The organism is Streptomyces sp. NPDC006655 (genome assembly GCF_040703965.1).
Lineage (GTDB): Bacteria > Actinomycetota > Actinomycetes > Streptomycetales > Streptomycetaceae > Streptomyces.
Window position 1 is genome coordinate 1 of sequence record NZ_JBEYJU010000088.1, and the last position, 21,229, is coordinate 21,229.

Genomic DNA, 21,229 nt, shown 5'->3' on the forward strand with positions numbered 1-21,229 from the left:
AGTATCGCCAGTCGGTAGCTGCGGGTTGAGGGTGGTTGCTCGCGCAGTTCCTCCCCCAGCCTTCGGCCGGGGGGACCCCCAGCGCCCCCGAAGGGGGCGCTCCGGTAGACCCCTCTAGATCGGCAGCCGTCGGAACACCGACCGTGGTGCGTGGCGCAGGGCCGACATCACCACCCGCAGGGCGCCCGGTACCCACACCACCTCCGAGCGCCGTCGCAGGCCCGTCTCGATCGCCGTCGCCACCGCTTCCGGGGTCGTCGCCAGGGGGGCCTCCTCCAGGCCCTCCGTCATCTTCGACCGTACGAAGCCCGGCCGTACGACCATCACGTGCACGCCCGTCCCGTGCAGGGCGTCGCCCAGGCCCTGGGCGAAGGCGTCCAGGCCCGCCTTGCTGGAGCCGTAGATGAAGTTGGAGCGCCTGGCCCGCTCCCCGGCGACCGACGACAGGACCACCAGGGAGCCGTGGCCCTGGGCCTGCAGGGCGCGTGCGCTCACCAGGCCCGCCGAGACGGCGCCGGTGTAGTTGGTCTGCGCGACCCGTACGGCGCTGAGCGGCTCGCGTTCGTCGGCCGCCTGGTCGCCGAGGACGCCGAAGGCCAGCAGGACCACGTCGACGTCGCCCTCCGCGAAGACCTTGCCGAGGGCCGGCTCGTGGGACTCGGGGTCGAGCGCGTCGAAGGGGACGGTGTGGACGTCGGGCCCGAGGGTGCGCAGGTGCGCGGCGGCCCGGTCGAGCGCGGGGGAGGGGCGGCCGGCGAGCCACACCGTGCGGGTGCGGCGGGCGATCAGCCGGCGGGCGGTGGCCAGCGCGATCTCGGACGTACCGCCGAGGACGAGCAGCGACTGGGGCATTCCGAAGGCGTCCTTCACGACAGCTCCTGAAGACGGGGGGCTAGAGACCGAGACGGCGGGACAGGTCGGAGACGAACACCCCGCGCGGGTCCAACTCCGCCCGCAGGGCGCGGAATTCGGCGAGCCGCGGGTACATCGCGGCAAGCAGTTCGGGGCGCAGCCGGGAGTCCTTGGCGAGGTAGACGCGGCCACCGGCGGCCGCCACCTCCTCGTCCAGTCCGTCGAGGAGGGCGGCGAGGCCGGGCAGGCCGGCCGGGATGTCCAGGGCGAGGGTCCAGCCGGGCACGGGGAAGGAGAGCCAGCCGGGGTCGGCGTCCCCGAAGCGTTTGAGGACGGCCAGGAAGGACGGGCAGCGGTGCTCGGAGAGCCGGGCCACGATCCGGCGCAGCGTGTCCTCCCGGCCGTGTCCGACGGCGAACTGGTACTGGACGAATCCGGCCCGGCCGTAGACGCGGTTCCAGTGCGGGACGCCGTCCAGGGGGTGGAAGAACGCGGAGACGCGCTGGAGCCGGCCCATCCGGGCCCGGGGGGCCTTGCGGTACCAGACCTCGTTGAACAGACCCACGGTGGTGCGGCCGAGGAGGCCGTCGGGGACGAAGGCGGGGGCGGCGGGAAGGGTGCGGGGGCGGAAGGCGAGGGGGGCACGCCCGGCGCGGGTGTGCTCGCCGAGCGCCTCCCGGGGGGCGTGGTCGCCGCGCGTGAGCACCGCGCGCCCGGTGGCCGCCCCGCGCGCGAGGAGGTCGATCCAGGCGACCGAGTAGCGGTAGCGGTGGTCGGTGTCGGTGAGCCGGGTCATCAGGTCGTCGAGATCGGTGGCGCGTTCGGTGTCGACGGACATGTACGACGTCTCGACGGGGAGGAGGCGGACGGTCGCCGTGAGGATCACTCCGGTCAGACCCATGCCGCCGGCCGTCGCGTCGAACAGCGGGGTGCCGCGGCTCACCGTGCGGACGTGGCCGTCGGCGGTGAGCAGTTCGAAGGACAGCACGTGACGGGAGAACGATCCCGAGACATGGTGGTTCTTGCCGTGGATGTCGGCGCCGATCGCGCCGCCCACCGTCACCTGGCGGGTCCCCGGGGTCACCGGGACGAACCAGCCGAGCGGCAGCAGCACCTCCATCAGGCGGTGCAACGAGACCCCTGCGTCGCACAGCACGGTGCCGCCGTCCGCGTCGATGGCATGGATGCGGTCGAGACCCGTCATGTCGAGCACGGCGCCGCCGGCGTTCTGCGCCGCGTCGCCGTACGCCCGCCCGAGGCCACGGGCGATACCGCCGCGCACCCCGCAGGTACGGACCGCGTCGGCCGCCTCCTGGTAGGTACGGGGGCGGATCAGGCGGGCGGCGGTGGGGGCGGTGCGGCCCCAGCCGCTGACGGGGACGGTGACTTCGGGCGCGGTGGGTCCGCCGGGCTTTCCAGGCATGGGCACGACCGTATCCCTGCCGTATGGGTGGTTATGGGTGTTACGGGTGATTGGTTAAGGAAGATCACCTGACTCCCCGAAACGGGTGATTGTCCGAATGTCGCTCAATAGGGTCGTAGCTTTGGCCGCGTGAAGGTGAACAGTGAGTCCAATGGACGACATGGACCACCGGATCCTGACCGCGCTGCACGCCTGCGGCGCCGATCCACGCGTCGCGTCGGCCGCGCGCGGTCTCTCCCTCGCCGGGGAGCACGGTGCGCTCTGGCTCGCGGCGGGCCTCGCCGGGGCCGCCGTGGACGGCGCGCGGCGCGGCGCCTGGTTGCGCGGCACGGCGCTGGTCGCGGTCGCGCACCTCGGCAGCATGGCCGTGAAACGGGTCGTACGACGGGCGCGCCCCGCGCATGTACGGCCCCGGGTGCGGACCGCCGGCCGACACTCCTTCCCCAGCTCGCACGCCACCTCCGCGACGGCGGCCGCCGTCGCCTTCGGGGCGCTCGGCGCGTCCGGCCTGGCGCCCCTCGCGGTCGCCGTGTGCCTCTCCCGGCTGGTCGTCGGCGTGCACTACCCGACGGACGTGGCGGCGGGCGCGGCGCTGGGGGCGCTGACGGCGCGCGCGGGAGCGCGTTGGATGCGCGAGGGAGTGCCCGGCGCCCCGCACCCGGGGAGGCGGCCGTGACCGAGACCGCCCACGCGGCCGACGGGACCCTCGCCGGCGAGACGTCTGCCGAAACGACACTGCACGAACAGCGCGGCCACCCCCTCCGGCCGTCCGGACCGGCACGCGCGCACCTCGCCCCCGGCCTCCTCCTCACGGGCCTGCTGAAGACCACCCGCCCCAAGCAGTGGGTCAAGAACGTCCTCGTCATCGCCGCCCCGGCCGCCGCCGGGCGCCTGTTCTCGGTACCCGCCCTGCTGCGCGAGGCCCTGGTCTTCGCGCTGTTCACCGCCTGCGCCGCCGCCGTCTACCTGATCAACGACGCCCGGGACGCCGAGGCCGACCGCGCCCACCCCGTCAAGTGCCGCCGCCCGGTCGCCGCCGGCCAGGTCCCGGTCCCCGTCGCCTACACCGTGGGAGGCGTCCTGGCGGCCCTGGGACCACTGCTCGCGGCCCGGCTGGCCCCACCCCTGGTCGCCGTCCTCCTGATCGCCTACCTCGCCATGCAACTGGCCTACTGCGTCAGCCTGAAGCACGTCCTGGTCGTCGACCTCGCCGTCGTCACCACCGGGTTCCTGATGCGGGCGATGATCGGCGGGCTCGCCCTCGGCATCCCGCTGTCCCGCTGGTTCCTCATCACCACCGGCTTCGGCGCGCTCTTCATGGTGTCGGCCAAGCGCTACTCGGAAGCCGTGCAGATGGCCGGGAAGTCGGGCGCCACGCGCGCGTTGCTCACCGAGTACACCACCGGCTACCTCCGCTTCGTCTGGCAGCTCGCCGCCGGGGTCGCCGTCCTCGCCTACTGCCTGTGGGCCCTGGAGGGCCACGGGGGACCCGCCGCCGGCCTGCTGCCCTGGCGCCAGCTGTCCATGGTCGCCTTCATCCTGGCGATCCTGCGCTACGCCGTCTTCGCCGACCGGGGCACCGCGGGCGAGCCCGAGGACGTCGTCCTGCGCGACCGCGCCCTCGCCCTGATCGGCCTGGCCTGGCTGGCCATGTACGCCCTCGCGGTGGCCCACTGGTGAGCGCGCACCGGCGTGAGCTGATCGGCTTCGCCACCGTCGGTCTGCTCGCCTACGCCGCCGACCTCGCCCTCTTCAGCCTCCTGCGCGGCCCGGCCGCCCTCGACCCGCTCACCGCCAAGACCCTGTCCTTCGTGGCCGGCTGCACGGTCGCCTACCTCGGCAACGCCTGCGGCACCTACCGCCACACCCGCGCCACCGGCGTGCGCGCCTACGCCGTCTTCGTCGCCGTGAACCTCGCGGGCGCCCTCGTCCAACTGCTCTGCCTCGCCGTCAGCCACTACGGACTCGGCCTCACCTCGCAGCGCGCCGACACCGTCTCCGGTGCGGTCGTCGGCATGGCGCTGGCCACACTTCTGCGCTTCTGGGGTACCCGCACATTGGTGTTCCGGTCAGGGGGCAGAGTGGGATCATGGACTGGCTGAGCAAGCTTCCCTTCATCGGCCCGCTGGTGGGCCGGCTGATGACCACGCACGCGTGGCGGTCGTACGAGCGGCTGGACCGGGTGAAGTGGACCCGGCTGGCCGCCGCGATGACCTTCATCAGCTTCGTCTCGCTCTTCCCGCTGCTCACCGTGGGTGCCGCGGCCGCCGCCGCCACGCTGAGCGAGTCGCAGCAGAAGGACCTCCAGACCAAGATCGCCGACCAGGTGCCCGGCATCTCCGACCAGCTGGACGTCAACGCGCTGGTCCAGAACGCCGGCGCCGTCGGGCTGATCGCCGGCACCGTCCTGCTGTTCACCGGCATCAACTGGGTCGGGCAGATGCGGGACTGCCTGCGCGCGGTGTGGGAGCTGGCCGACAAGGACGAGAACCCGGTCCTCGCCAAGCTCAAGGACGGCGGCATCCTGCTCGGCTTCGGCGGCGCGGTCCTCGCCACCCTCGCGGTGTCCACGATCGCCTCGGCGGCGGTCGGCTGGACGTCCCGGCAACTGGGCCTGGCCGAACACGGCTGGGGCAGCCTGCTGCTGCGCATCGTCGCGTTCGCGGTCGCCGTGGTGGCCGACTTCCTGCTGCTGCTCTACGTCCTCACCCTGCTGCCCGGAGTCGAACCGACGCGCCGCAGGCTGCTGGTCGCGGCCCTGATCGGCGCCGTCGGCTTCGAACTCCTCAAACTGCTGCTCAGCGGCTACATCCAGGGCATCGCCGCGAAGAGCATGTACGGCGCGTTCGGCGTGCCGGTCGCCCTGCTGCTGTGGATCAACTTCACCTCGAAACTCGTCCTGTTCTGCGCCTCCTGGACGGCCACGGAGAGCGGCACCGCGGTCAGGACCGAGTCCGGCGGCGTACCAGATCCGGCAGCGGCCAGCGGCGGTTGACCAGGAACACCGCACCCACCAGCAGCACCAGCGCCCCGCCCGTGACCGCCAGTGCGACCCCGACCCCGCTGGAGCCGCCTGCGGAGGCGGCCGCCACCGGCTTCGACCCGGCGTCCTTCGCCGTACCGGCACCGGCCGCGGTCGCCGAGGGGGTCGCCCCCGGCTGGGTGGTGGAAGCCACCGCACCCCGGGGCGGGACGAGTTCACCCACCGGAGTCACCTTGCCCGCCGCCTGGAACCCCCAGTCGAAGAGCTTGGCGGTCTCCTTGTAGACCTCGTTGTGCTCCTTCTTCGCCGGGTTCATCATGGTGACCAGCAGCACCCTGCCGCCGCGCTCGGCGACGCCGGTGAAGGTGGCGCCCGCGTTGGTGGTGTTGCCGTTCTTCACCCCCGCGATGCCCGGGTACACCGACACGTCGGAGTCACCGCTGAGCAGCCGGTTGGTGTTCTGGATCTCGAAGGAGCCCCGGACCGACTTGCCCTTGGCGTTCTTCGTCGTGTCGCCGGGGAAGCTCGCCCGGACGGTCGAGCAGTACTCCCGGAAGTCCTTCTTCTGCAGCCCCGAACGCGCGAACAGCGACAGGTCGTAGGCCGACGACACCTGCCCCGGCTGGTCGTACCCGTCCGGGCTCACCACGTGCGTGTCCAGCGCCTGCAGTTCGTCGGCGTGGTCCTGCATGTCCTTGACGGTCTGCCCGACCCCGCCGTTCATCGCGGACAGCACGTGCACGGCGTCGTTTCCGGAACGCAGGAAGACCCCGAGCCACAGGTCGTGCACCGTGTACGTCTGGCCCTCCTTTATCCCGACCAGGCTGGAACCGGCGCCCATGCCCGCGAGGTCGGCCGGCACCACCTTGTGCGTGGTCGACTTCGGGAACCGGGGCAGCACGGTGTCGGCGAACAGCATCTTCAGGGTGCTCGCCGGGGGCAGCCGCCAGTGCGCGTTGTGCGCGGCGAGCACCTCGCCCGACTCGGCGTCGGAGACGATCCAGGAACGGGCGGTGATGTCCTTCGGCAGCACCGGCGCCCCGGCGCCGAGATCCACCTGGGTGCCGGGGCGGCCCAGCCGGGCACCGCCGACCGTCGACATGTTCGCCGGCGGAGTGGCCGAAGGGCTCGTCGAGGGCTTCGGCGCGGCGAGCGCGGCCGGCGCGGTGAGCGACAAGGACAGCAGGGCGGCGGAGGTGACCAGCAGAGATCGGCCGGTCCTCGGTTTCGGTGCGGGCACGGACGAGAACGTACCCGGCACGGAGGGCGAAGTCCCACCACCGACCCCACCCCGGAATCGGAACCGGACAGCGAACGGCGATACTGACTGCGTGAAACTCAGCCGTCCGGTCTCCTGGTTCCTGCTCGCCTTCGGGGTGTGGAGTTGGTTCATCTGGATCACTTTCGTCAAAAACCTCGTCAAGGACGGCAGCGGACTCGCCTTCCATGACGGCAGTCCCACGGCGTACTTCTGGATCCACCTGACACTGGCCGTCGTGTCCTTCGTATTGGGGACGGTCATCGGGGTCATCGGGTTGCGCGGAGTCCGCGCACTGCGCCGTACGTCATAGGAAGAGGCACACCGGGGTGATCATCGTCGTCGGGCTCGTCGCCCTGGTCGTGGTGGCGGTCCTGTACGGGTACCTGTGGCGACGCCTGGTGCGGGACACGACGACGGGGCCGGGACGGGCGCGTCGCGCGGGCACGGTGCTCTTCGTCGTCGGCCCGGTCCTGATGTTCGCCGCCCTCTTCGCCGAGGTCGGCCACGCCCCGTTCCTCCTCCAGCGCATTCTGGCCTGGCCCGGCTTCCTGTGGATGGCGCTCTCCCTGTACCTGCTGCTGGCGGTGGTGGCGGGGGAAGCCGTCCGTCCCCTGCTGACCCGAGCCTTGAAGCAGCGCTCCCTGAAGCGCCCCCTCAGGGGCGCGGAGCTGTATGCGATGTGCGGCTACCGCCGCGTGGGCGCGACCAGCCCCGACGCACCGCAACTGTCGGCGCCGACCGGCAGCCCCCATCGGGGCGCTGGGGGTCCCCCCGGCCGGGGGCTGGGGGAGGAACTGCGCGAAATCCTCCCACCCGCCCGCACTCAGCATCCGACCCCCGCCCCCGCCCCCACCCGCCGCCTCTTCGTCTCCCGGGTGATCGGCGGCGCGGCCGCCACCGCCGCCACCGCCACCGTCGGCCTCGGCACCTACGGCGTCCTCCGCGGCCCGGGTGTGAAGCGCGTCACCGTCCCCCTCGCCAAACTCCCGAGGGCCGCCCACGGTTACCGCATCGCCGTCGTCAGCGACATCCACCTGGGCCCCGTCCTCGGCCGCGGCTTCGCGCAGCGGGTCGTGGACACGATCAACGCCACCCGGCCCGACCTGATCGCGGTGGTCGGCGACCTCGTGGACGGCAGCGTGAAGGACCTCGGCCCGGCGGCCGCCCCGCTCACCCGGCTGTCCGCGCGGCACGGCGCCTACTTCGTCACCGGCAACCACGAGTACTTCTCCGGTGCCGCCTGGGGGTCCCCCCAGGCCCTTAAGGCACTGGGGGAGGGTCGAGGAGGTACGCAGTCTGGGCCTCCACCCCCTGGAGAACGCCCGCACCGAACTCGCCCACTTCGACCTCGCCGGCGTGAACGACCTCGCGGGGGAGACCACCGGCCAGGGCCCGGACTTCGACCGCGCGCTGGCCGACCGCGACCCGGCACGCGCCTGCGTGCTCCTCGCCCACCAGCCCGTCCAGATCCACGAGGCCGTCCGCCACCACGTCGACCTCCAGCTCTCCGGTCACACCCACGGCGGCCAGCTCTGGCCCGGCGACCTCGTCGCCGCGGCGGCCAACCCGACCGTCGCCGGCCTGGACCGCTACGGCGACACCCAGCTGTACGTCTCCCGGGGCGCCGGCGCCTGGGGCCCGCCGACCCGGGTGGGCGCCCCGTCCGACATCACGGTCATCGAACTCGCGTCACGGCACGCCTGACCGGAACGCTCCCGCGAGCCTCCGCGGGCTCCCGCGCCCTCCCCGTGCCGCTTCTGTGAAGCCGCTGTGAAATCCGGCCGAAACGAGCGCTCGGTAAGTTCTTCCTCATCTAGTCAGATCGCTCTTCCCCCACCTGAAACACCTGTGATTAGGTGAGCCGCGTCACTTAGGGGAGTGGCGTTTGTGGGGAGGCACCAACCGTGCGATCTGTTCGCATGCGGATTCTCGTGACCCTCGTCGTCCTGGCGATCGCGGGGATCGGCGGCTGGCAGCTGCTGCCGTCGCAGGAGAACAAGAACAAGACGATCACCGTCGGTACGACGGACGCCGTCACCTCGCTCGACCCGGCCGGCGCCTACGACGCCGGCTCCTGGGCGCTGTACAACAACGTCTTCCAGACGCTGCTCACCTTCGAGCCGGGCGGTGCCCAGCCGGTCCCGGACGCGGCCCAGAGCTGTTCGTTCACGGGCTCGGGCCTCAGGACGTACCGCTGCGTGGTGCGGGACGGGATCACCTTCCCGAGCGGCCGGGCGATGACCGCCGAGGACGTGAAGTACTCCTTCGACCGGGTCAAGAAGATCAACTCCGATGTCGGCCCGGCCTCCCTGCTGTCCACCCTCGGCTCGGTGACCGCCGACGGCAGGACCGTCACTTTCCACCTGTCGTCGCCCGACGCGACCTTCCCGTTCAAACTGGCCACCGGCGCCGGCGCGATCGTCGACAAGGACAAGTACCCGGCGGACAGCCTGCGCACCGGCACCTCGGTGGACGGCACCGGTCCGTACACCCTGACGTCGTACACCAAGGACAAGCAGGCGGACCTGCAACCCAACGGGCACTACAAGGGCGACCTGAGCGGCAGCGGACGCCCCGTCGAACTGCGCTACTACGCCGACTCGGCCAAGCTCGCCGCCGCCTACAAGGCCAAGCAGGTCGACGTGGCGACCCGGACGCTGCCGCCCGCCACGGTCTCCAAGCTCTCGCCGAGCGACCCCAACCAGCGCGTCCTGGAGTCCGACAGCTCCGAGACCCGCAATCTGTACCTGAACACCCGTAAGAAGTCGCCCCTGCACGACGTGCTCGTCCGCCGCGCGATCGCCTGGCTGGTCGACCGCGAGGACCTGGCCTCGTCCGTGTACGACGGCACGGTGCAGCCGCTGTACTCGCTGATCCCGGCCGGCCTCACCGGTCACACCACGTCCTTCTTCGACGACTACCCGGAGCAGAGCGTCGCCAAGGCGAAGGCGCTGCTGGCCCAGGCCGGGGTCAGCACCCCCGTCGAGTTCTCCTTCGGGTACGGCATCGGGCGCGGCGCGGGAGCCGAGGAGGCCGCCGTCCTGAAGCAGCAGCTGGAGAAGGGCGGCCTGTTCAAGGTCGACGTCAAGGGTTACGAGTGGACCGACTTCCAGAAGTCGTGGGCCGCGGGCAAGATGGACGCCTGGGCGGTCGGCTGGGTCGCCGACTATCCCGATCCGGACACCTTCGGCGCCTCCCTGGTGGGCAGCCACTCCGTGATGAGCACCGGCTACAGCAACCCGGCCGTCGACAACCTCCTCCAGCACAGCCAGCAGTACGCCGACCGCAGCCAGGCCGAACAGGACTTCCGCAGCGTCCAGACGGACGTGGCGAACGACGTCCCGCTGATCCCGCTCTGGCAGCGCACCGACTACGTCCTCAGCAGCGAGGACGTCGGCGGCGCCCAGTACCTCACGGACAGCACGGGCGTGTTCCGCCTGTGGAGTCTGAACTGGATCTGAGCCGGATCGCCGACGGCACGCGCCCGGGACTCAGGCCGACCGCAACGTGACGGTCACCGCCAGCCCCTTCCCGGGCGCCGTGCGCACCGCGACCTCGCCGCCGTGCGCCTCCACCACCCCCTGCACGATCGCCATCCCCAGCCCGCTCCCGTCGCCGCCGCCCACCCGGAAGAACCGGTCGAAGATCCGCCCCGCGTCCTCCTCCCCGAGCCCCGGCCCCTCGTCGGCGACGCACACCCGCACCACCCCGTCCGCCCGCTCCACCCCCAGCCGCACGGCGGCCTCGACCGGCGTGTGCACCCGGACGTTGGCCAGCAGGTTGCCCAGCACCTGCCGCAGCCCGGACTCGTCGGCCCGCACCAGCACCGCCCCGTCGGCCGAGACGACGACCCGCCGGCCCGGCTGCTGCGCCCGCAGATCCTCCGCCGCCTCCCGCGCCAGCCGGCTCACGTCGACGTGCCGGAACCGGATCTCCGGCCGCTGGTCGAGCCGCGCGAGCAGCAGCAGTTCGTCCACCAGCCGTCCCATCCGGTCCACCTCCCCGTGCATCCGGTCCCAGGCCCGCCGTCGCTCCCCGGGCTCGCTCAGCATCCCCTGGTCGTACAGCTGGAGGTAACCGCGGATGGCGGCGAGCGGCGTGCGCAGTTCGTGCGACGCGTCGGCGACGAACCGCCGCAGCTGGGCCGCGCTGTGCTCCCGCGTCCGGTACGCCGTCTCCACCTGGTGGAGCATGGAGTTGAGGGCGAGCCGCAGCTGCTCGACCTCCTGCGTCGGATGGTGGCTCGACGGCACCCGCCGGGTGAGGTCGCCCTCGGCGATCGCCGAGGAGGTCTCCACCATGTCCTCGAGCGGCAGCAGCCGCCGCCGCACGCTGTACATGGTCAGGCAGCACAGCAGCGCGAGCAGCAGGGTGCCGACGGCGAAGTCCAGCCGGAGCGCCTTCGCTATGCCCTTGTGCAGCAGCTCGGTCGAGGAGGCCAGCAGGATGTAGGGGCCGTCGGCGAGCCGGGTCGCCGTGACCCGGTAGGCCGCGCCGTGCACGTCGATGTCGCGGGGGCCGGGCGCGGCGGCGAGGGCGCGCGGGTCGGGCACGGCGGCCGCGAGGGCGCGCTGGGCGTCCGTCGGCTTCAGGTCGAAGACGGTGACCGCCCGGCCGTCGCCGCCCACCACGGTGAAGATCGAGTCGGGTGTCGGGTCGGACTCGGCGGGGGTGATCCGCTCGCGGACCACGCCGAGCGCGGTCAGCGAGTCGACCTGCCGCAGGGTGAGCCCCGAACCGCTCAGCGAGGTGCGGGTCTTGAGGAGTTCGGAGTCGACCTGGTCGAGCAGGTACAGCCGCATGCCCATGATGCTCACCGCGGTCGCCAGCACGATGCCGACGGCGAGCAGTCCGGCGTTGGCCAGGGTCAGTTTGCCGCGCAGGGAGTGCAGCCCGTGCCGGTGCCCGCGGTCGCGAAGGTTCATGCCAGGCCGTACCCGACGCCCCGCCGGGTGGTGATCACCGGTGCCCCGAGGGTGTCGAGCTTGCGCCGCAGGTAGCTGATGTAGGTCTCCACGACGGTGGACTCCGACGGCGCGTGCTCGTACTGCCAGACGTGCCTGAGCAGTTGCTCCTTGGGGACGATCCGGCCGGCGTTGCGCACCAGGAAGCGCAGCAGCGCGTACTCGGTCGGGGTCAGCTCGACCGTGCGGCCCGCGCGGTGCACCGAGTACGACGTCTCGTCCAGCTCCAGGTCGCCGTAGCGCAGCGGTGGCCGTTGCTGGATGACGTCGGCCGGGCGGGTGCGGCGCAGCACCGCCCGGATGCGGGCGACGACCTCGTCGATGTTGAAGGGCTTGGTGATGTAGTCGTCGCCGTAGTCGAGGGCGCCGACTATCTCGGCCGGGGCGTCCCGCGCGGTCAGGAAGACCAGGGCCAGGTCGGGCTGCCGGACGCGCAGTTCCCGGGCGAGCGCCCGCCCGTCGCCGTCCGGCAGCATCACGTCGAGCAGGGCCGCGTCGGGCCGGGTGCGCCCGGCCAGCGCGAGGGCGCCCTGGACCGTACCGGCCGTCATCACCTCGAACCGGTGGTAGCGCAGGGCGATGGCGAGGACGTCCGCGATGCTCGGCTCGTCCTCCACGATCAGCACGGTGCTGCCTGGAGCCGTCATGCCCCCAGTATCGGCGCCCACGCCGACGGCCGGGGGCGCGCAGCTTTGGAGTTCCTTGAGAGTGCGCGCGTCGAGCGTCCCGGCGCGCGGCCCGCCGCCGATCCTGGTGCCCAGGACCTGGGGGACCGACCGAACAGAACCGACGAACTCCAAGGAGCTGTTGAGCGTGACGGCATTGGCACGGTGGTGCTATCGGCACCGGCTGGTGGTCCTGTTGCTGTGGGTGGGGGCACTGCTGGGCGTGGGCTTCTCGGCCTCGTCCGCGGGTACGAACTACGCGAACGTCTTCTCCCTGCCCGACACGGACTCCAAGACCGCGTACGACCTGATGCAGAAGGCCTTCCCGGCCACCTCCGGTGACACGGACACCGTGGTGTGGAAGGTCACCGACGGCTCGGTGACGGACCCGGCGGTCCGCGGCCGCGTCCAGCCGGCCCTGGACAGGATCGCGAAGATGACCGGCGTCGGCGCGGTCACCAGTCCCTACGCCGGCGCCCGGGGGGCCGCGCAGGTCAGCCGGGACGGCACGATCGCGTACGCGCAGCTGACCTTCGTCCAGCGCGCGAACGAAATCCCGAAGGACCTCGTCCAGAAGGTCGTCGACACCGCCCACGGCGCCGAACGCACCGGTCTCCAGGTGGAGTTGGGCGGCCAGGCCATCCAGCGTGTCCAGGAGCCGCCACAGGGCCTGTCGGAGATCGTCGGCATCGTCGCCGCGGCCGTCGTGCTCTTCCTGGCGTTCGGGTCCTTCTTCGCGATGACCCTGCCCATCGCGATCGCCGTCTTCGGCGTCGGCATGGGCCTGTTCTCCACCCAGCTCCTCAGCCACACCACCGACATCCCCGACATCGCCCCGCTGCTCGCCTCCCTGATCGGCCTCGGCGTCGGCATCGACTACGCCCTCTTCATCGTCACCCGGCACCGGCGCGGCATCCTGCGCGGCCTGGACCCCGAGGAGTCGGCCGTCACCGCCCTGAACACCTCGGGCCGGGCGGTGCTGTTCGCGGGCGGCACGGTCTGCATCGCGCTGGCCGGCATGTTGGTCACCCGGCTGCGCTTCCTGGACGGCGTGGTCATCGGCACCTCGCTGACGGTCGTCCTGAGCGTCCTCGCGGCCACCACCCTGCTGCCCGCGCTGCTGGGCTTCCTCGGCCCGCGCGTCCTCAGCCGCCGCCAGCGCCGGGGGCTGGCCGCCGAGGGCCCCGAGCCGGAGAAGGCGAGCGGCCTGGCGGCCCGCTGGTCGGCGAACGTGCAGAAGCGCCCGCGGCGCATCGCGGCGCTGGCCCTGGTCGTCATGGCCGTCCTCGCCGTCCCGGTCCTCTCGCTCCGGCTCGGCGCCACCGACCAGGGCAACGACGACGCGTCCACGACCACCAGGAAGGCCTACGACCTGCTCGCCGAGGGCTTCGGGCCCGGCTTCAACGGCCCGCTCCAGGTGGTCGGGGTGGGCGGCGACACGGCGAGGCTGGTCAAGGGCCTGGAGTCGACCCCGGGCGTCGCGCGGGTGGCCGAGCTGCCCCCGGCCCGGGGCGTGACGGTGATCCAGGTGGTCCCGACCACCTCACCCCAGTCCAAGGAGACCGACGACCTGATCGACACCCTGCGCGACCGGGTGATCCCGCAGTCGGGCGCGCAGGCGCACGTGGGCGGCGTGACGGCGGTCTCCAAGGACTTCGCGACGGTGACCGGCGAACGGCTGCCGCTGTTCATCGGCACCATCATCGGCCTGGGCTTCCTGCTGCTCCTGGTCGCCTTCCGCTCCCTGGTGGTCCCGCTGACGGCGGCCTTGATGAACCTGGTCGCGGCGGCGGCGTCCTTCGGGGTCCTGGTGGCGGTCTTCCAGTGGGGCTGGGGCCTGGACCTGCTGGGCCTCGGCAAGGAGGGCCCGATCAACGCGTTCCTCCCGGTCATCATGCTCTCCCTGCTGTTCGGGCTCTCGATGGACTACCAGGTGTTCCTGGTGAGCCGGATGCACGAGGAGTGGGTGCACACGCGGGACAACGCGCGGGCGGTACGGGTCGGCCTGGCGGAGACCAGCCGGGTCATCAACTCCGCCGCCCTGATCATGGTCTGCGTCTTCCTGGCCTTCGTCCTCAGCGGCGACTCGGGCGCCGCGATGGCCGGCGTCGGCCTGGCGGCGGCGGTCGCGCTCGACGCCTTCGTCCTGCGTACGGCCCTGGTCCCGGCGGCGATGCACCTGCTGGGCGCGTCCAACTGGTGGCTGCCGGCCTGGCTGGACAAGCGGCTGCCGCACCTGGCGGTGGAGCCCGCGGAGGAGATCCCGGCGCCCCGGAAACCGGGCGGCCCGGCCTCGGTGATCCACGGGTTCGTCCGCACCCCGGACGGGGAGGCGGTGGAGGGCGCGTCGGTGACGCTGACGTCCGCGGGCGGCCGCCGGCTGGACCACGTGACGTCGCTGGCGGACGGCTCCTACATCGTCTCGGTCCCGGCCCCGGGCGCCTACGAGCTGGCGGTGACCGCGCCGTCGTACGGCTCGCAGGCCCGGCAGGTGACGGTGGAGCGGGGGCCGTTGCCGTACGACGTGGAGCTGGCGGAGGAGGGGGAGCTGGACGCGGTCAACCGGACCTGATCACTCGCTCCGGCGGCCCCGGCCGCCCGGGTCCGGCAGCGCCCGGGTCATCCCCGGCAGGAAGTCCGTGAACAGTTCGTGCACCTCCAGCACCAGGGGCCGCAGCACCCGGAACCGCGCGAGGGAGACGCCTCGCGCGGTCAGCCGGGCGCCGCGCTCGGCGAGCCGGTAGCTGCGCTCGCGGCCCTCGGTGCGGTCGAAGATCCAGTACAGCACCAGGCCCATCTGCGAGAGCCACATCAGCTCGGGCAGCACGTCCCGCAGTTCGGGCGCCACCTTGGTCTTCGCCCCGGCGAGCACCTCCCGGTGCACGCTGATCGCCTCCTCGCGCGCGTGCTCGCTCTCCGGGGAGAAGGGGCTGAGCGGGCTGTCGGGGTCGGCGGCGTTCTTGAAGAAGTGGACCGCGAACTCGTGGTACGGCCGGGCGATGTCCAGCCACACCTTCAGCACCCCCGCGAGCCTCGCCTCCAGGTCCGTCTCCCGGTCCAGGACCTCGCGGACCGCCACCCGGTGCTCGGCGGCGAGCTGGTCGTAGAAGCCCTGGATCAGGTGCTCCTTGCCGGCGAAGTAGTAGTAGGCGTTGCCGACCGAGACCCCCGCCTCCGTGGCGATGGCCCGCATCGTGGTCTTCTCGTAGCCCCGCTCCCGGAACAGCCGCATCGCCGTCTCCAGGATCAGCGCACGGGTCTGCTCGGACTTGCTGGGGGAATGGGCCTCGACGGGACCGTCGTTCTTCGCGGACACGGACAGAGCCTAACGAGTCGCGCAGACGCCACCGGCACAGCCCGGGGGATCGTAGATCCACCCGACGCCGGGTTCGTACACCCACCCGTCCACGCGCCGGAAGGGCTTGCCGTCTCCCTGGCCCTGTCCGCCGCGCCACCAGGCGGCGGCGAGCACCGCGCCCCGGGCGAGCTTGGCCCCGGCCGGGGTGCTGAGCCGGTGGGCGAGCGGCCGGTGCTCGCGCAGGGCCCACAGCACGACGATCCACGCGGCCGTCTCCCGGTAGACCTGCCCGGCGTCCCCGACGACGGTGACCTCGTCGAAGGTGGCGGAGTGGTCCAGATCCGGGAAGCGGGTCCGGGCCTCGTCCGAACCGGCCGGCAGCAGCTCCAGCGGGACCAGCTGCGGCTGGCGCGCGAGCCAGTCGCGCAGGTGGGTGCAGAGGGCGCACTCGGCGTCGTAGAGCACGGTGAGCCCGCGGACCGGGACGCGCCGGACGTCTCGGTCCGCCGTCGTCGGCACGGCGCTCACGCCCCGGCCGCCGGCGCGGTCCAGCCCTGCGGCGGGACGGGCGGGAGCTGTTCCTTCTCCATGATCCCGCGGCGCCGGATCCGGTTGAGCACGTACACGTTGCCCAGGTGCATCACGCCGAGCACCAGCAGGACGACCCCGAGCTTGGACGACAGGGCCTCGAAGATGCCGCGGGTGTCGTCGATGGTGCCGCTGGTGTGCAGGTAGAGGGCGACGAAGCCGAGGTTGACCAGGTAGAAGCCGACGACCAGCAGGTGGTTCACGGCGTCGGCGAGCTGTTCGTTGCCGTGCAGGACGTCGGAGAGGAAGATGCGCCCGTTGCGGCTGAGCGTGCGGGCCACCCAGATGGTCAGGCCGATGCTGACGAGCAGGTAGATGACGTAGGCGATGACGGTACGGTCCATGCCCCACCCCTTCTTGAACGCGTTCAAAACGCTGGCAGGGATGACTGTAGACCTGCTTTTGAACGTGTTCAACTCGGTTGCGGAGTGGCCCCGTTCACGCCCGTCGCGCGAGGGCCGGCCGCTTGCTGTAGTCGGTGAACCCGAGGACGTTCCCCCAGGGGTCGGCGATCTCCACGGTCCATCCGGTGGCCACGGAGAACGGCTCGTCGAGGGGCCGGATCCCGGCGGCCGCCAGCCTCCGGGCCGCGACCCGCGCGTCCGGCACCTCCAGCCACACCCGCGGCGCGGCCCACACCGGCGTCCGGTGCCCCAGCCCCTCCTCGGTCCGCAGCAGGATCCCGGGCGTCTCGCCCCCGACCTTCAGCAGCGCGATCCCCGCTTCGTCGAACCGGAACCCGACCGTGAATCCGGCCCGCTCGTAGAAGGCGACGGCGTCGGCGAGGCTCCCGACCGGGAGCAGCACGTTGTCGAACCCGAGCAGTTCGTACGACTCTTCATCTGACATACCGTCAGGTTAGAACCACCCGCCCGCCCCGGCGGCAGACACGCGCAAGGGCCCCGCTTCCGGCAGGAAGCGGGGCCCTCGTGGTCCGGGCGGGACCGGGATCAGAAGCGGCGCGTGATCAGCGCCCGCTTCACCTCCTGGATCGCCTTGGTGACCTCGATGCCGCGCGGGCAGGCGTCCGTGCAGTTGAAGGTCGTGCGGCAGCGCCAGACGCCGTCGCGGTCGTTCAGGATCTCCAGACGCTGCTCGCCCGCCTCGTCACGCGAGTCGAAGATGAAGCGGTGCGCGTTGACGATGGCCGCCGGGCCGAAGTACTGGCCGTCGTTCCAGAAGACCGGGCAGGACGACGTGCACGCGGCGCACAGGATGCACTTCGTGGTGTCGTCGAAGCGCTCGCGGTCCTCGGCCGACTGGAGGCGCTCCCGGGTGGGCTCGTTCGTGTCCTTCGTGACCAGGAACGGCATGACGTCCCGGTACGCCTGGAAGAACGGCTCCATGTCGACCACGAGGTCCTTCAGGACCGTCAGGCCCTTGATGGGCTCGACCGTGATCGGCTTCTCGGGGTTGATGTCCTTGATGAGGGTCTTGCAGGCGAGGCGGTTCTTGCCGTTGATCCGCATCGCGTCCGAACCGCAGATGCCGTGCGCGCACGAACGGCGGAACGTCAGGGTGCCGTCGATGTCCCACTTGATCTTGTGGAGACCGTCGAGGACGCGCTCCTTCGGGTCGATCTCCAGCTGGAAGTCTTCCCAGACCGCGTCCGCGGAGACCTCGGGGTTGAAGCGGCGGACCCGGAAGGTGACGGTGATGTACGGGGAGTCGGCGAAGCCGGGCTCGGGCCGGCCGGCCGCGTCCGCCTTGTCCAGAACGGGGGTTGCCATCAGTACTTACGCTCCATCGGCTGGTAGCGGGTCTGGACGACCGGCTTGTAATCGAGACGGATGGACTCGGTGCCGTCGTCGCCCACCTCGCGGTACGCCATGGTGTGGCGCATGAAGTTGACGTCGTCGCGGTTCGGGTAGTCCTCGCGGTAGTGACCGCCGCGGGACTCCTTGCGGGCCAGCGCGGAGACCGCCATGACCTCGGCGAGGTCCAGCAGGTTGCCGAGCTCGATCGCTTCCAGCAGATCCGTGTTGAACCGCTTGCCCTTGTCCTGGATCGAGACGTTCCTGTAGCGCTCGCGCAGCTCCGCGATCTTCTCGACCGCCGTCTTGATCGTCTGCTCGGTGCGGAACACCATGACGTTGGCGTCCATGGTCTCCTGCAGCTCCCTGCGGAGCGTGGCGACCCGCTCGTTGCCCGTCGAGGTGCGCAGCCGCTCGATCTGGGACACCACGAACTCGGCCGGGTTCTCCGGGAGTTCCACGTAGTCGACGGTGTGCGCGTACTCGGCGGCCGCGATGCCCGCCCGGCGGCCGAACACGTTGATGTCGAGGAGCGAGTTGGTGCCCAGGCGGTTGGCGCCGTGCACGGAGACACAGGCGACCTCGCCGGCCGCGTACAGGCCCGGCACGACGGTGGTGTTGTCGCTGAGGACCTCACCCTCGACGTTGGTCGGGATGCCGCCCATCGCGTAGTGCGCGGTGGGCTGGATCGGGATCGGGTCGGTGTACGGCTCGATGCCGAGGTAGGTGCGCGCGAACTCGGTGATGTCCGGGAGCTTCGCGTCCAGCTGCTCCGGCGGGAGGTGGGTGAGGTCGAGGTAGACGTGGTCGCCCTCGGGACCGCAGCCGCGGCCCTCCCGGATCTCCGTGTAGATGGAGCGGGACACGACGTCACGGGACGCGAGGTCCTTCATGACCGGCGCGTACTTCTCCATGAAGCGCTCGCCGTCCTTGTTGCGGAGGATGCCGCCCTCACCGCGGGCGCCCTCCGTCAGCAGGATGCCCATGCGCCAGATGCCGGTCGGGTGGAACTGGAAGAACTCCATGTCCTCCAGCGGCAGCCCGCGGCGGTAGACCGCGGCCTGGCCGTCACCGGTCAGCGTGTGCGCGTTCGACGTCACCTTGAAGAACTTGCCGGTGCCGCCGGAGGCGTAGATGACGGCCTTCGCCTGGAAGACGTGGATCTCGCCGGTCGCCAGTTCGTAGGCCACCACGCCGGAGGACTTCTTGACGCCGTCGACCTCGGTGATCAGCTGGTCCAGGACGTAGAACTCGTTGAAGAACTCCACGCCCTCCTTCACGCAGTTCTGGTACAGCGTCTGGAGGATCATGTGCCCGGTGCGGTCGGCCGCGTAGCAGGACCGGCGGACCGGCGCCTCACCGTGGTTGCGGCTGTGACCGCCGAAGCGGCGCTGGTCGATGGTGCCGTTCGGCGTCCGGTTGAACGGCAGGCCCATCTTCTCCAGGTCGAGGACGGCGTCGATGGCCTCCTTCGCCAGGATCTCGGCGGCGTCCTGGTCGACCAGGTAGTCACCGCCCTTGACCGTGTCGAAGGTGTGCCACTCCCAGTTGTCCTCCTCCACGTTGGCCAGCGCGGCGGCCATGCCGCCCTGCGCGGCGCCCGTGTGGGAGCGGGTCGGGTAGAGCTTGGTCAGGACCGCGGTGCGGCTGCGCTTCGTGGACTCGATGGCCGCGCGCATGCCCGCGCCACCGGCGCCGACGATGACGGTGTCGTACTTGTGGATCTTCATGATTCGCAGCCCCGTGCCTAACGGATGTTCGGGTCGAAGGTGAAGATCACCAGCGAGCCCAGCAGGATGGTGAACACCGTGGCCGTGTAGAGCAGGCCCTTCAGCCACAGCCGGGTGTTCGCGCGCTCCGCGTAGTCGTTGATGATCGTGCGCAGACCGTTGGCTCCGTGCAGCATCGCGAGCCACAGCATGAGCAGGTCCCAGACCTGCCAGAACGGGCTCGCCCAGCGGCCGGCCACGAACGCGAAGCCGATCTTGGAGACGCCGCCGTCGAGCACCAGCTGGATCAGCAGGTGGCCGAGGACCAGCACGACCAGCACGACGCCGGACAGGCGCATGAACAGCCAGGCGGCCATCTCGAAGTTGCCGCGCGTGGAGCGCGGGGTCTTCTTGGTGCGCTTGCGGGGGGCCTCGATGAGGGGGGCCGGGTTGTCGACGCCGTAGAGGGGGGCGCCCTCGAGGGGGCCGACGCCCGATGCGGTGGTTTCAGTGGTCGACATCTGCGTCAGCTCCCGAACAGGACACGAGCGGCGTGGCCGAGAACGGGGTAGACGGCCCCGGCCATCAGGACGACCCAGACACCGACGACCGTCCAGAGCATCTGCTTCTGGTAGCGCGGGCCCTTCGACCAGAAATCGACGGCGATGACACGCAGGCCGTTGAGGGCGTGGAAGAGGATGGCGGCCACGAGGCCGTACTCCAGCAGTCCGACGATCGGCGTCTTGTACGTGGCTACGACCTTGTCGTAGTCCTCGGGGGAGACGCGGACGAGAGCGGTGTCCAGCACGTGAACGAACAGGAAGAAGAAGATGAGGACGCCGGTGACTCGGTGAGCCACCCAGGACCACATTCCTTCCCGGCCGCGGTACAGCGTTCCAGCCGGCACGGAAGTCCCTCCGGGAGCGGGGTATCGGAGCCACGCCGGCTTGTGCTGTCGGTCGGGCCCGGCCGGGTACGGTCCACCGGCCCCCAGCATCGTAGCGAGGCGCTGCCGCCGGGCTTACGCCGGGCCTACCGGTGTGATCAAAGTGGCACGCGGATGGGTTAGCCGGGGGGCGTCGGGGGTGGGTTGTCCGGTTATTTGCCGGGTGCGGGCGCGTTGGGGCTGGTCGCGCAGTTCCCCGCGCCCCTCAGTTTCTCGGCCAGCCGTCCGCCCGCCAGGCGCCGGAGTTCCTCGGCCGCCACGACTCGTTCCTCCTCCGGATCGTTTGTCAAACGTGACCGGATGCCTTCCAGGACGCGGTCCAGCGACTCGGTGGGCGGAACGTCGCCCAGATAGATCGCGAACACGTGTCCGAATTTGGCCTCATAGGCCGCGTGGGCCGCGGTCAGGGCCGTGGTGGCTGCCGAGTAGGTGTCCTCAGGGAGGTCCGGCAGGGACTCGCTCGCGAGGGCCTCGGCGAGGTCCGTCGGGGAGAGGTCGTACGTGGCCTCGTCCGCCGCGGCCAGCAGGGAGTCCACGTCGGGGTAGGGGCGGTGCTCGGCGATCCGGCGGGCCCAGCGCGGGCTGTGCAGGCACTGCACGAGCAGGGCGCCGACCTGCTCCGCGGGGGCGGCGTTGAAGGCGTCCAGCGGGGTCGGGAGACGGGACGGGCGGTCGGCGGGCAGCGTGGGTCCTCGCGTCACAGGTGATGTGGCAGGGGAAGCTGAGAGATATGTGTCGTAGACGTTATCGAGGACGTTCACACCGTGTCGGTCGGTTGCCTCGATC

21 protein-coding genes and 1 pseudogene are annotated in these 21,229 nt (G+C 71.3%); 8 read left to right on the forward strand and 14 right to left on the reverse strand.

Features of this window, described 5'->3' with window-relative positions; translation table 11 throughout:
- Positions 1–114 precede the first annotated feature (114 nt).
- Complete coding sequence (locus tag AB0958_RS34855) at positions 115–870, reverse strand: decaprenylphospho-beta-D-erythro-pentofuranosid-2-ulose 2-reductase (RefSeq protein ID WP_366894475.1); 756 nt, start codon at positions 868–870, stop codon at positions 115–117.
- A gap of 22 nt (positions 871–892) precedes the next feature.
- A complete protein-coding gene (locus AB0958_RS34860; RefSeq protein WP_366894476.1) occupies positions 893–2,275 on the reverse strand; it encodes an FAD-binding oxidoreductase in 1,383 nt (460 codons plus the stop codon).
- A gap of 151 nt (positions 2,276–2,426) precedes the next feature.
- Between AB0958_RS34860 and AB0958_RS34865 the strand changes: the two genes are divergently transcribed.
- The 4 genes from AB0958_RS34865 to AB0958_RS34880 all read left to right on the forward strand — a co-directional run bounded on the left by AB0958_RS34865 (position 2,427) and on the right by AB0958_RS34880 (position 5,270).
- Entirely contained in the window at positions 2,427–2,951 is a 525-nt protein-coding gene (locus AB0958_RS34865; protein ID WP_366894477.1) for a phosphatase PAP2 family protein, read from the forward strand.
- Positions 2,952–3,091: 140 nt separating this feature from the next.
- Positions 3,092–3,955 (forward strand): decaprenyl-phosphate phosphoribosyltransferase, encoded by an 864-nt coding sequence (locus tag AB0958_RS34870; protein WP_366894506.1) that lies wholly within the window; start codon positions 3,092–3,094, stop codon positions 3,953–3,955.
- Positions 3,952–4,377, forward strand: a complete 426-nt coding sequence (locus AB0958_RS34875) for a GtrA family protein (protein ID WP_366894478.1) — start codon at positions 3,952–3,954, stop codon at positions 4,375–4,377. The genes AB0958_RS34870 and AB0958_RS34875 overlap by 4 nt, the downstream gene beginning before the upstream one ends.
- Positions 4,365–5,270 carry a YihY/virulence factor BrkB family protein gene (locus tag AB0958_RS34880; protein WP_366894479.1) on the forward strand — a complete coding sequence of 302 codons (906 nt, stop codon included), beginning with the start codon at positions 4,365–4,367 and terminating at the stop codon, positions 5,268–5,270. The genes AB0958_RS34875 and AB0958_RS34880 overlap by 13 nt, the downstream gene beginning before the upstream one ends.
- On the opposite strand, the gene AB0958_RS34885 is transcribed toward AB0958_RS34880, so the two are convergent.
- Positions 5,218–6,498, reverse strand: a complete 1,281-nt coding sequence (locus AB0958_RS34885; protein ID WP_366894480.1) for a D-alanyl-D-alanine carboxypeptidase — start codon at positions 6,496–6,498, stop codon at positions 5,218–5,220. The genes AB0958_RS34880 and AB0958_RS34885 overlap by 53 nt on opposite strands.
- Before the next feature lie 91 nt (positions 6,499–6,589).
- On the opposite strand from AB0958_RS34885, the gene AB0958_RS34890 reads away from it, so the two are divergent.
- The 3 genes and pseudogenes from AB0958_RS34890 (at position 6,590) to AB0958_RS34900 (ending at position 9,980) form a co-directional block, all read left to right on the forward strand.
- Complete coding sequence (locus AB0958_RS34890) at positions 6,590–6,829, forward strand: SCO4848 family membrane protein (RefSeq protein WP_132891339.1); 240 nt, start codon at positions 6,590–6,592, stop codon at positions 6,827–6,829.
- A 16-nt stretch (positions 6,830–6,845) separates the two neighbouring features.
- Positions 6,846–8,223, forward strand: a pseudogene (locus AB0958_RS34895) (metallophosphoesterase).
- Between the two features lie 215 nt (positions 8,224–8,438).
- A complete protein-coding gene (locus tag AB0958_RS34900) occupies positions 8,439–9,980 on the forward strand; it encodes an ABC transporter substrate-binding protein (RefSeq protein WP_366894481.1) in 1,542 nt (513 codons plus the stop codon).
- A 30-nt stretch (positions 9,981–10,010) separates the two neighbouring features.
- On the opposite strand, the gene AB0958_RS34905 is transcribed toward AB0958_RS34900, so the two are convergent.
- Together AB0958_RS34905 and AB0958_RS34910 are read right to left on the reverse strand one after the other, a co-directional pair.
- Complete coding sequence (locus tag AB0958_RS34905; protein ID WP_366894482.1) at positions 10,011–11,444, reverse strand: HAMP domain-containing sensor histidine kinase; 1,434 nt, start codon at positions 11,442–11,444, stop codon at positions 10,011–10,013.
- Positions 11,441–12,130 carry a response regulator transcription factor gene (locus tag AB0958_RS34910; RefSeq protein WP_366894483.1) on the reverse strand — a complete coding sequence of 230 codons (690 nt, stop codon included), beginning with the start codon at positions 12,128–12,130 and terminating at the stop codon, positions 11,441–11,443. The genes AB0958_RS34905 and AB0958_RS34910 overlap by 4 nt, the downstream gene beginning before the upstream one ends.
- A gap of 175 nt (positions 12,131–12,305) precedes the next feature.
- Between AB0958_RS34910 and AB0958_RS34915 the strand changes: the two genes are divergently transcribed.
- Entirely contained in the window at positions 12,306–14,720 is a 2,415-nt protein-coding gene (locus AB0958_RS34915) for an MMPL family transporter (RefSeq protein WP_366894507.1), read from the forward strand.
- Here the strand turns inward: AB0958_RS34915 and AB0958_RS34920 are convergent, their stop codons facing one another.
- The 9 genes from AB0958_RS34920 to AB0958_RS34960 form a co-directional block, all read right to left on the reverse strand.
- The gene (locus tag AB0958_RS34920) at positions 14,721–15,464 is read right to left on the reverse strand and encodes a TetR family transcriptional regulator (protein WP_366894484.1); all 744 of its coding nucleotides are present in this window, start codon (positions 15,462–15,464) and stop codon (positions 14,721–14,723) included.
- Positions 15,465–15,473: 9 nt separating this feature from the next.
- Positions 15,474–15,974 carry a DCC1-like thiol-disulfide oxidoreductase family protein gene (locus AB0958_RS34925; RefSeq protein ID WP_366894485.1) on the reverse strand — a complete coding sequence of 167 codons (501 nt, stop codon included), beginning with the start codon at positions 15,972–15,974 and terminating at the stop codon, positions 15,474–15,476.
- Positions 15,971–16,378: a hypothetical protein gene (locus AB0958_RS34930; protein WP_366894486.1), complete on the reverse strand. Its 408-nt coding sequence runs from the start codon at positions 16,376–16,378 to the stop codon at positions 15,971–15,973. Before AB0958_RS34930 ends, AB0958_RS34925 begins: the two co-directional genes overlap by 4 nt.
- 94 nt (positions 16,379–16,472) lie before the next feature.
- Positions 16,473–16,883, reverse strand: coding sequence for a VOC family protein (locus tag AB0958_RS34935; protein ID WP_366894487.1), 411 nt, complete (start codon positions 16,881–16,883; stop codon positions 16,473–16,475).
- A gap of 101 nt (positions 16,884–16,984) precedes the next feature.
- Positions 16,985–17,764, reverse strand: a complete 780-nt coding sequence (locus AB0958_RS34940; protein ID WP_366894488.1) for a succinate dehydrogenase iron-sulfur subunit — start codon at positions 17,762–17,764, stop codon at positions 16,985–16,987.
- Positions 17,764–19,518, reverse strand: coding sequence for a succinate dehydrogenase flavoprotein subunit (sdhA, locus tag AB0958_RS34945; protein ID WP_366894489.1), 1,755 nt, complete (start codon positions 19,516–19,518; stop codon positions 17,764–17,766). Before sdhA ends, AB0958_RS34940 begins: the two co-directional genes overlap by 1 nt.
- A 17-nt stretch (positions 19,519–19,535) precedes the next feature.
- On the reverse strand, positions 19,536–20,018 hold the full coding sequence (locus tag AB0958_RS34950) for a succinate dehydrogenase hydrophobic membrane anchor subunit (RefSeq protein WP_366894490.1): 483 nt from the start codon (positions 20,016–20,018) through the stop codon (positions 19,536–19,538).
- 5 nt (positions 20,019–20,023) lie between these two features.
- Entirely contained in the window at positions 20,024–20,404 is a 381-nt protein-coding gene (sdhC, locus tag AB0958_RS34955) for a succinate dehydrogenase, cytochrome b556 subunit (RefSeq protein WP_366894491.1), read from the reverse strand.
- A 191-nt stretch (positions 20,405–20,595) separates the two neighbouring features.
- Positions 20,596–21,144, reverse strand: a complete 549-nt coding sequence (locus tag AB0958_RS34960) for a 2-oxo-4-hydroxy-4-carboxy-5-ureidoimidazoline decarboxylase (protein ID WP_366894492.1) — start codon at positions 21,142–21,144, stop codon at positions 20,596–20,598.
- Between the last annotated feature and the right edge of the window lie 85 nt (positions 21,145–21,229).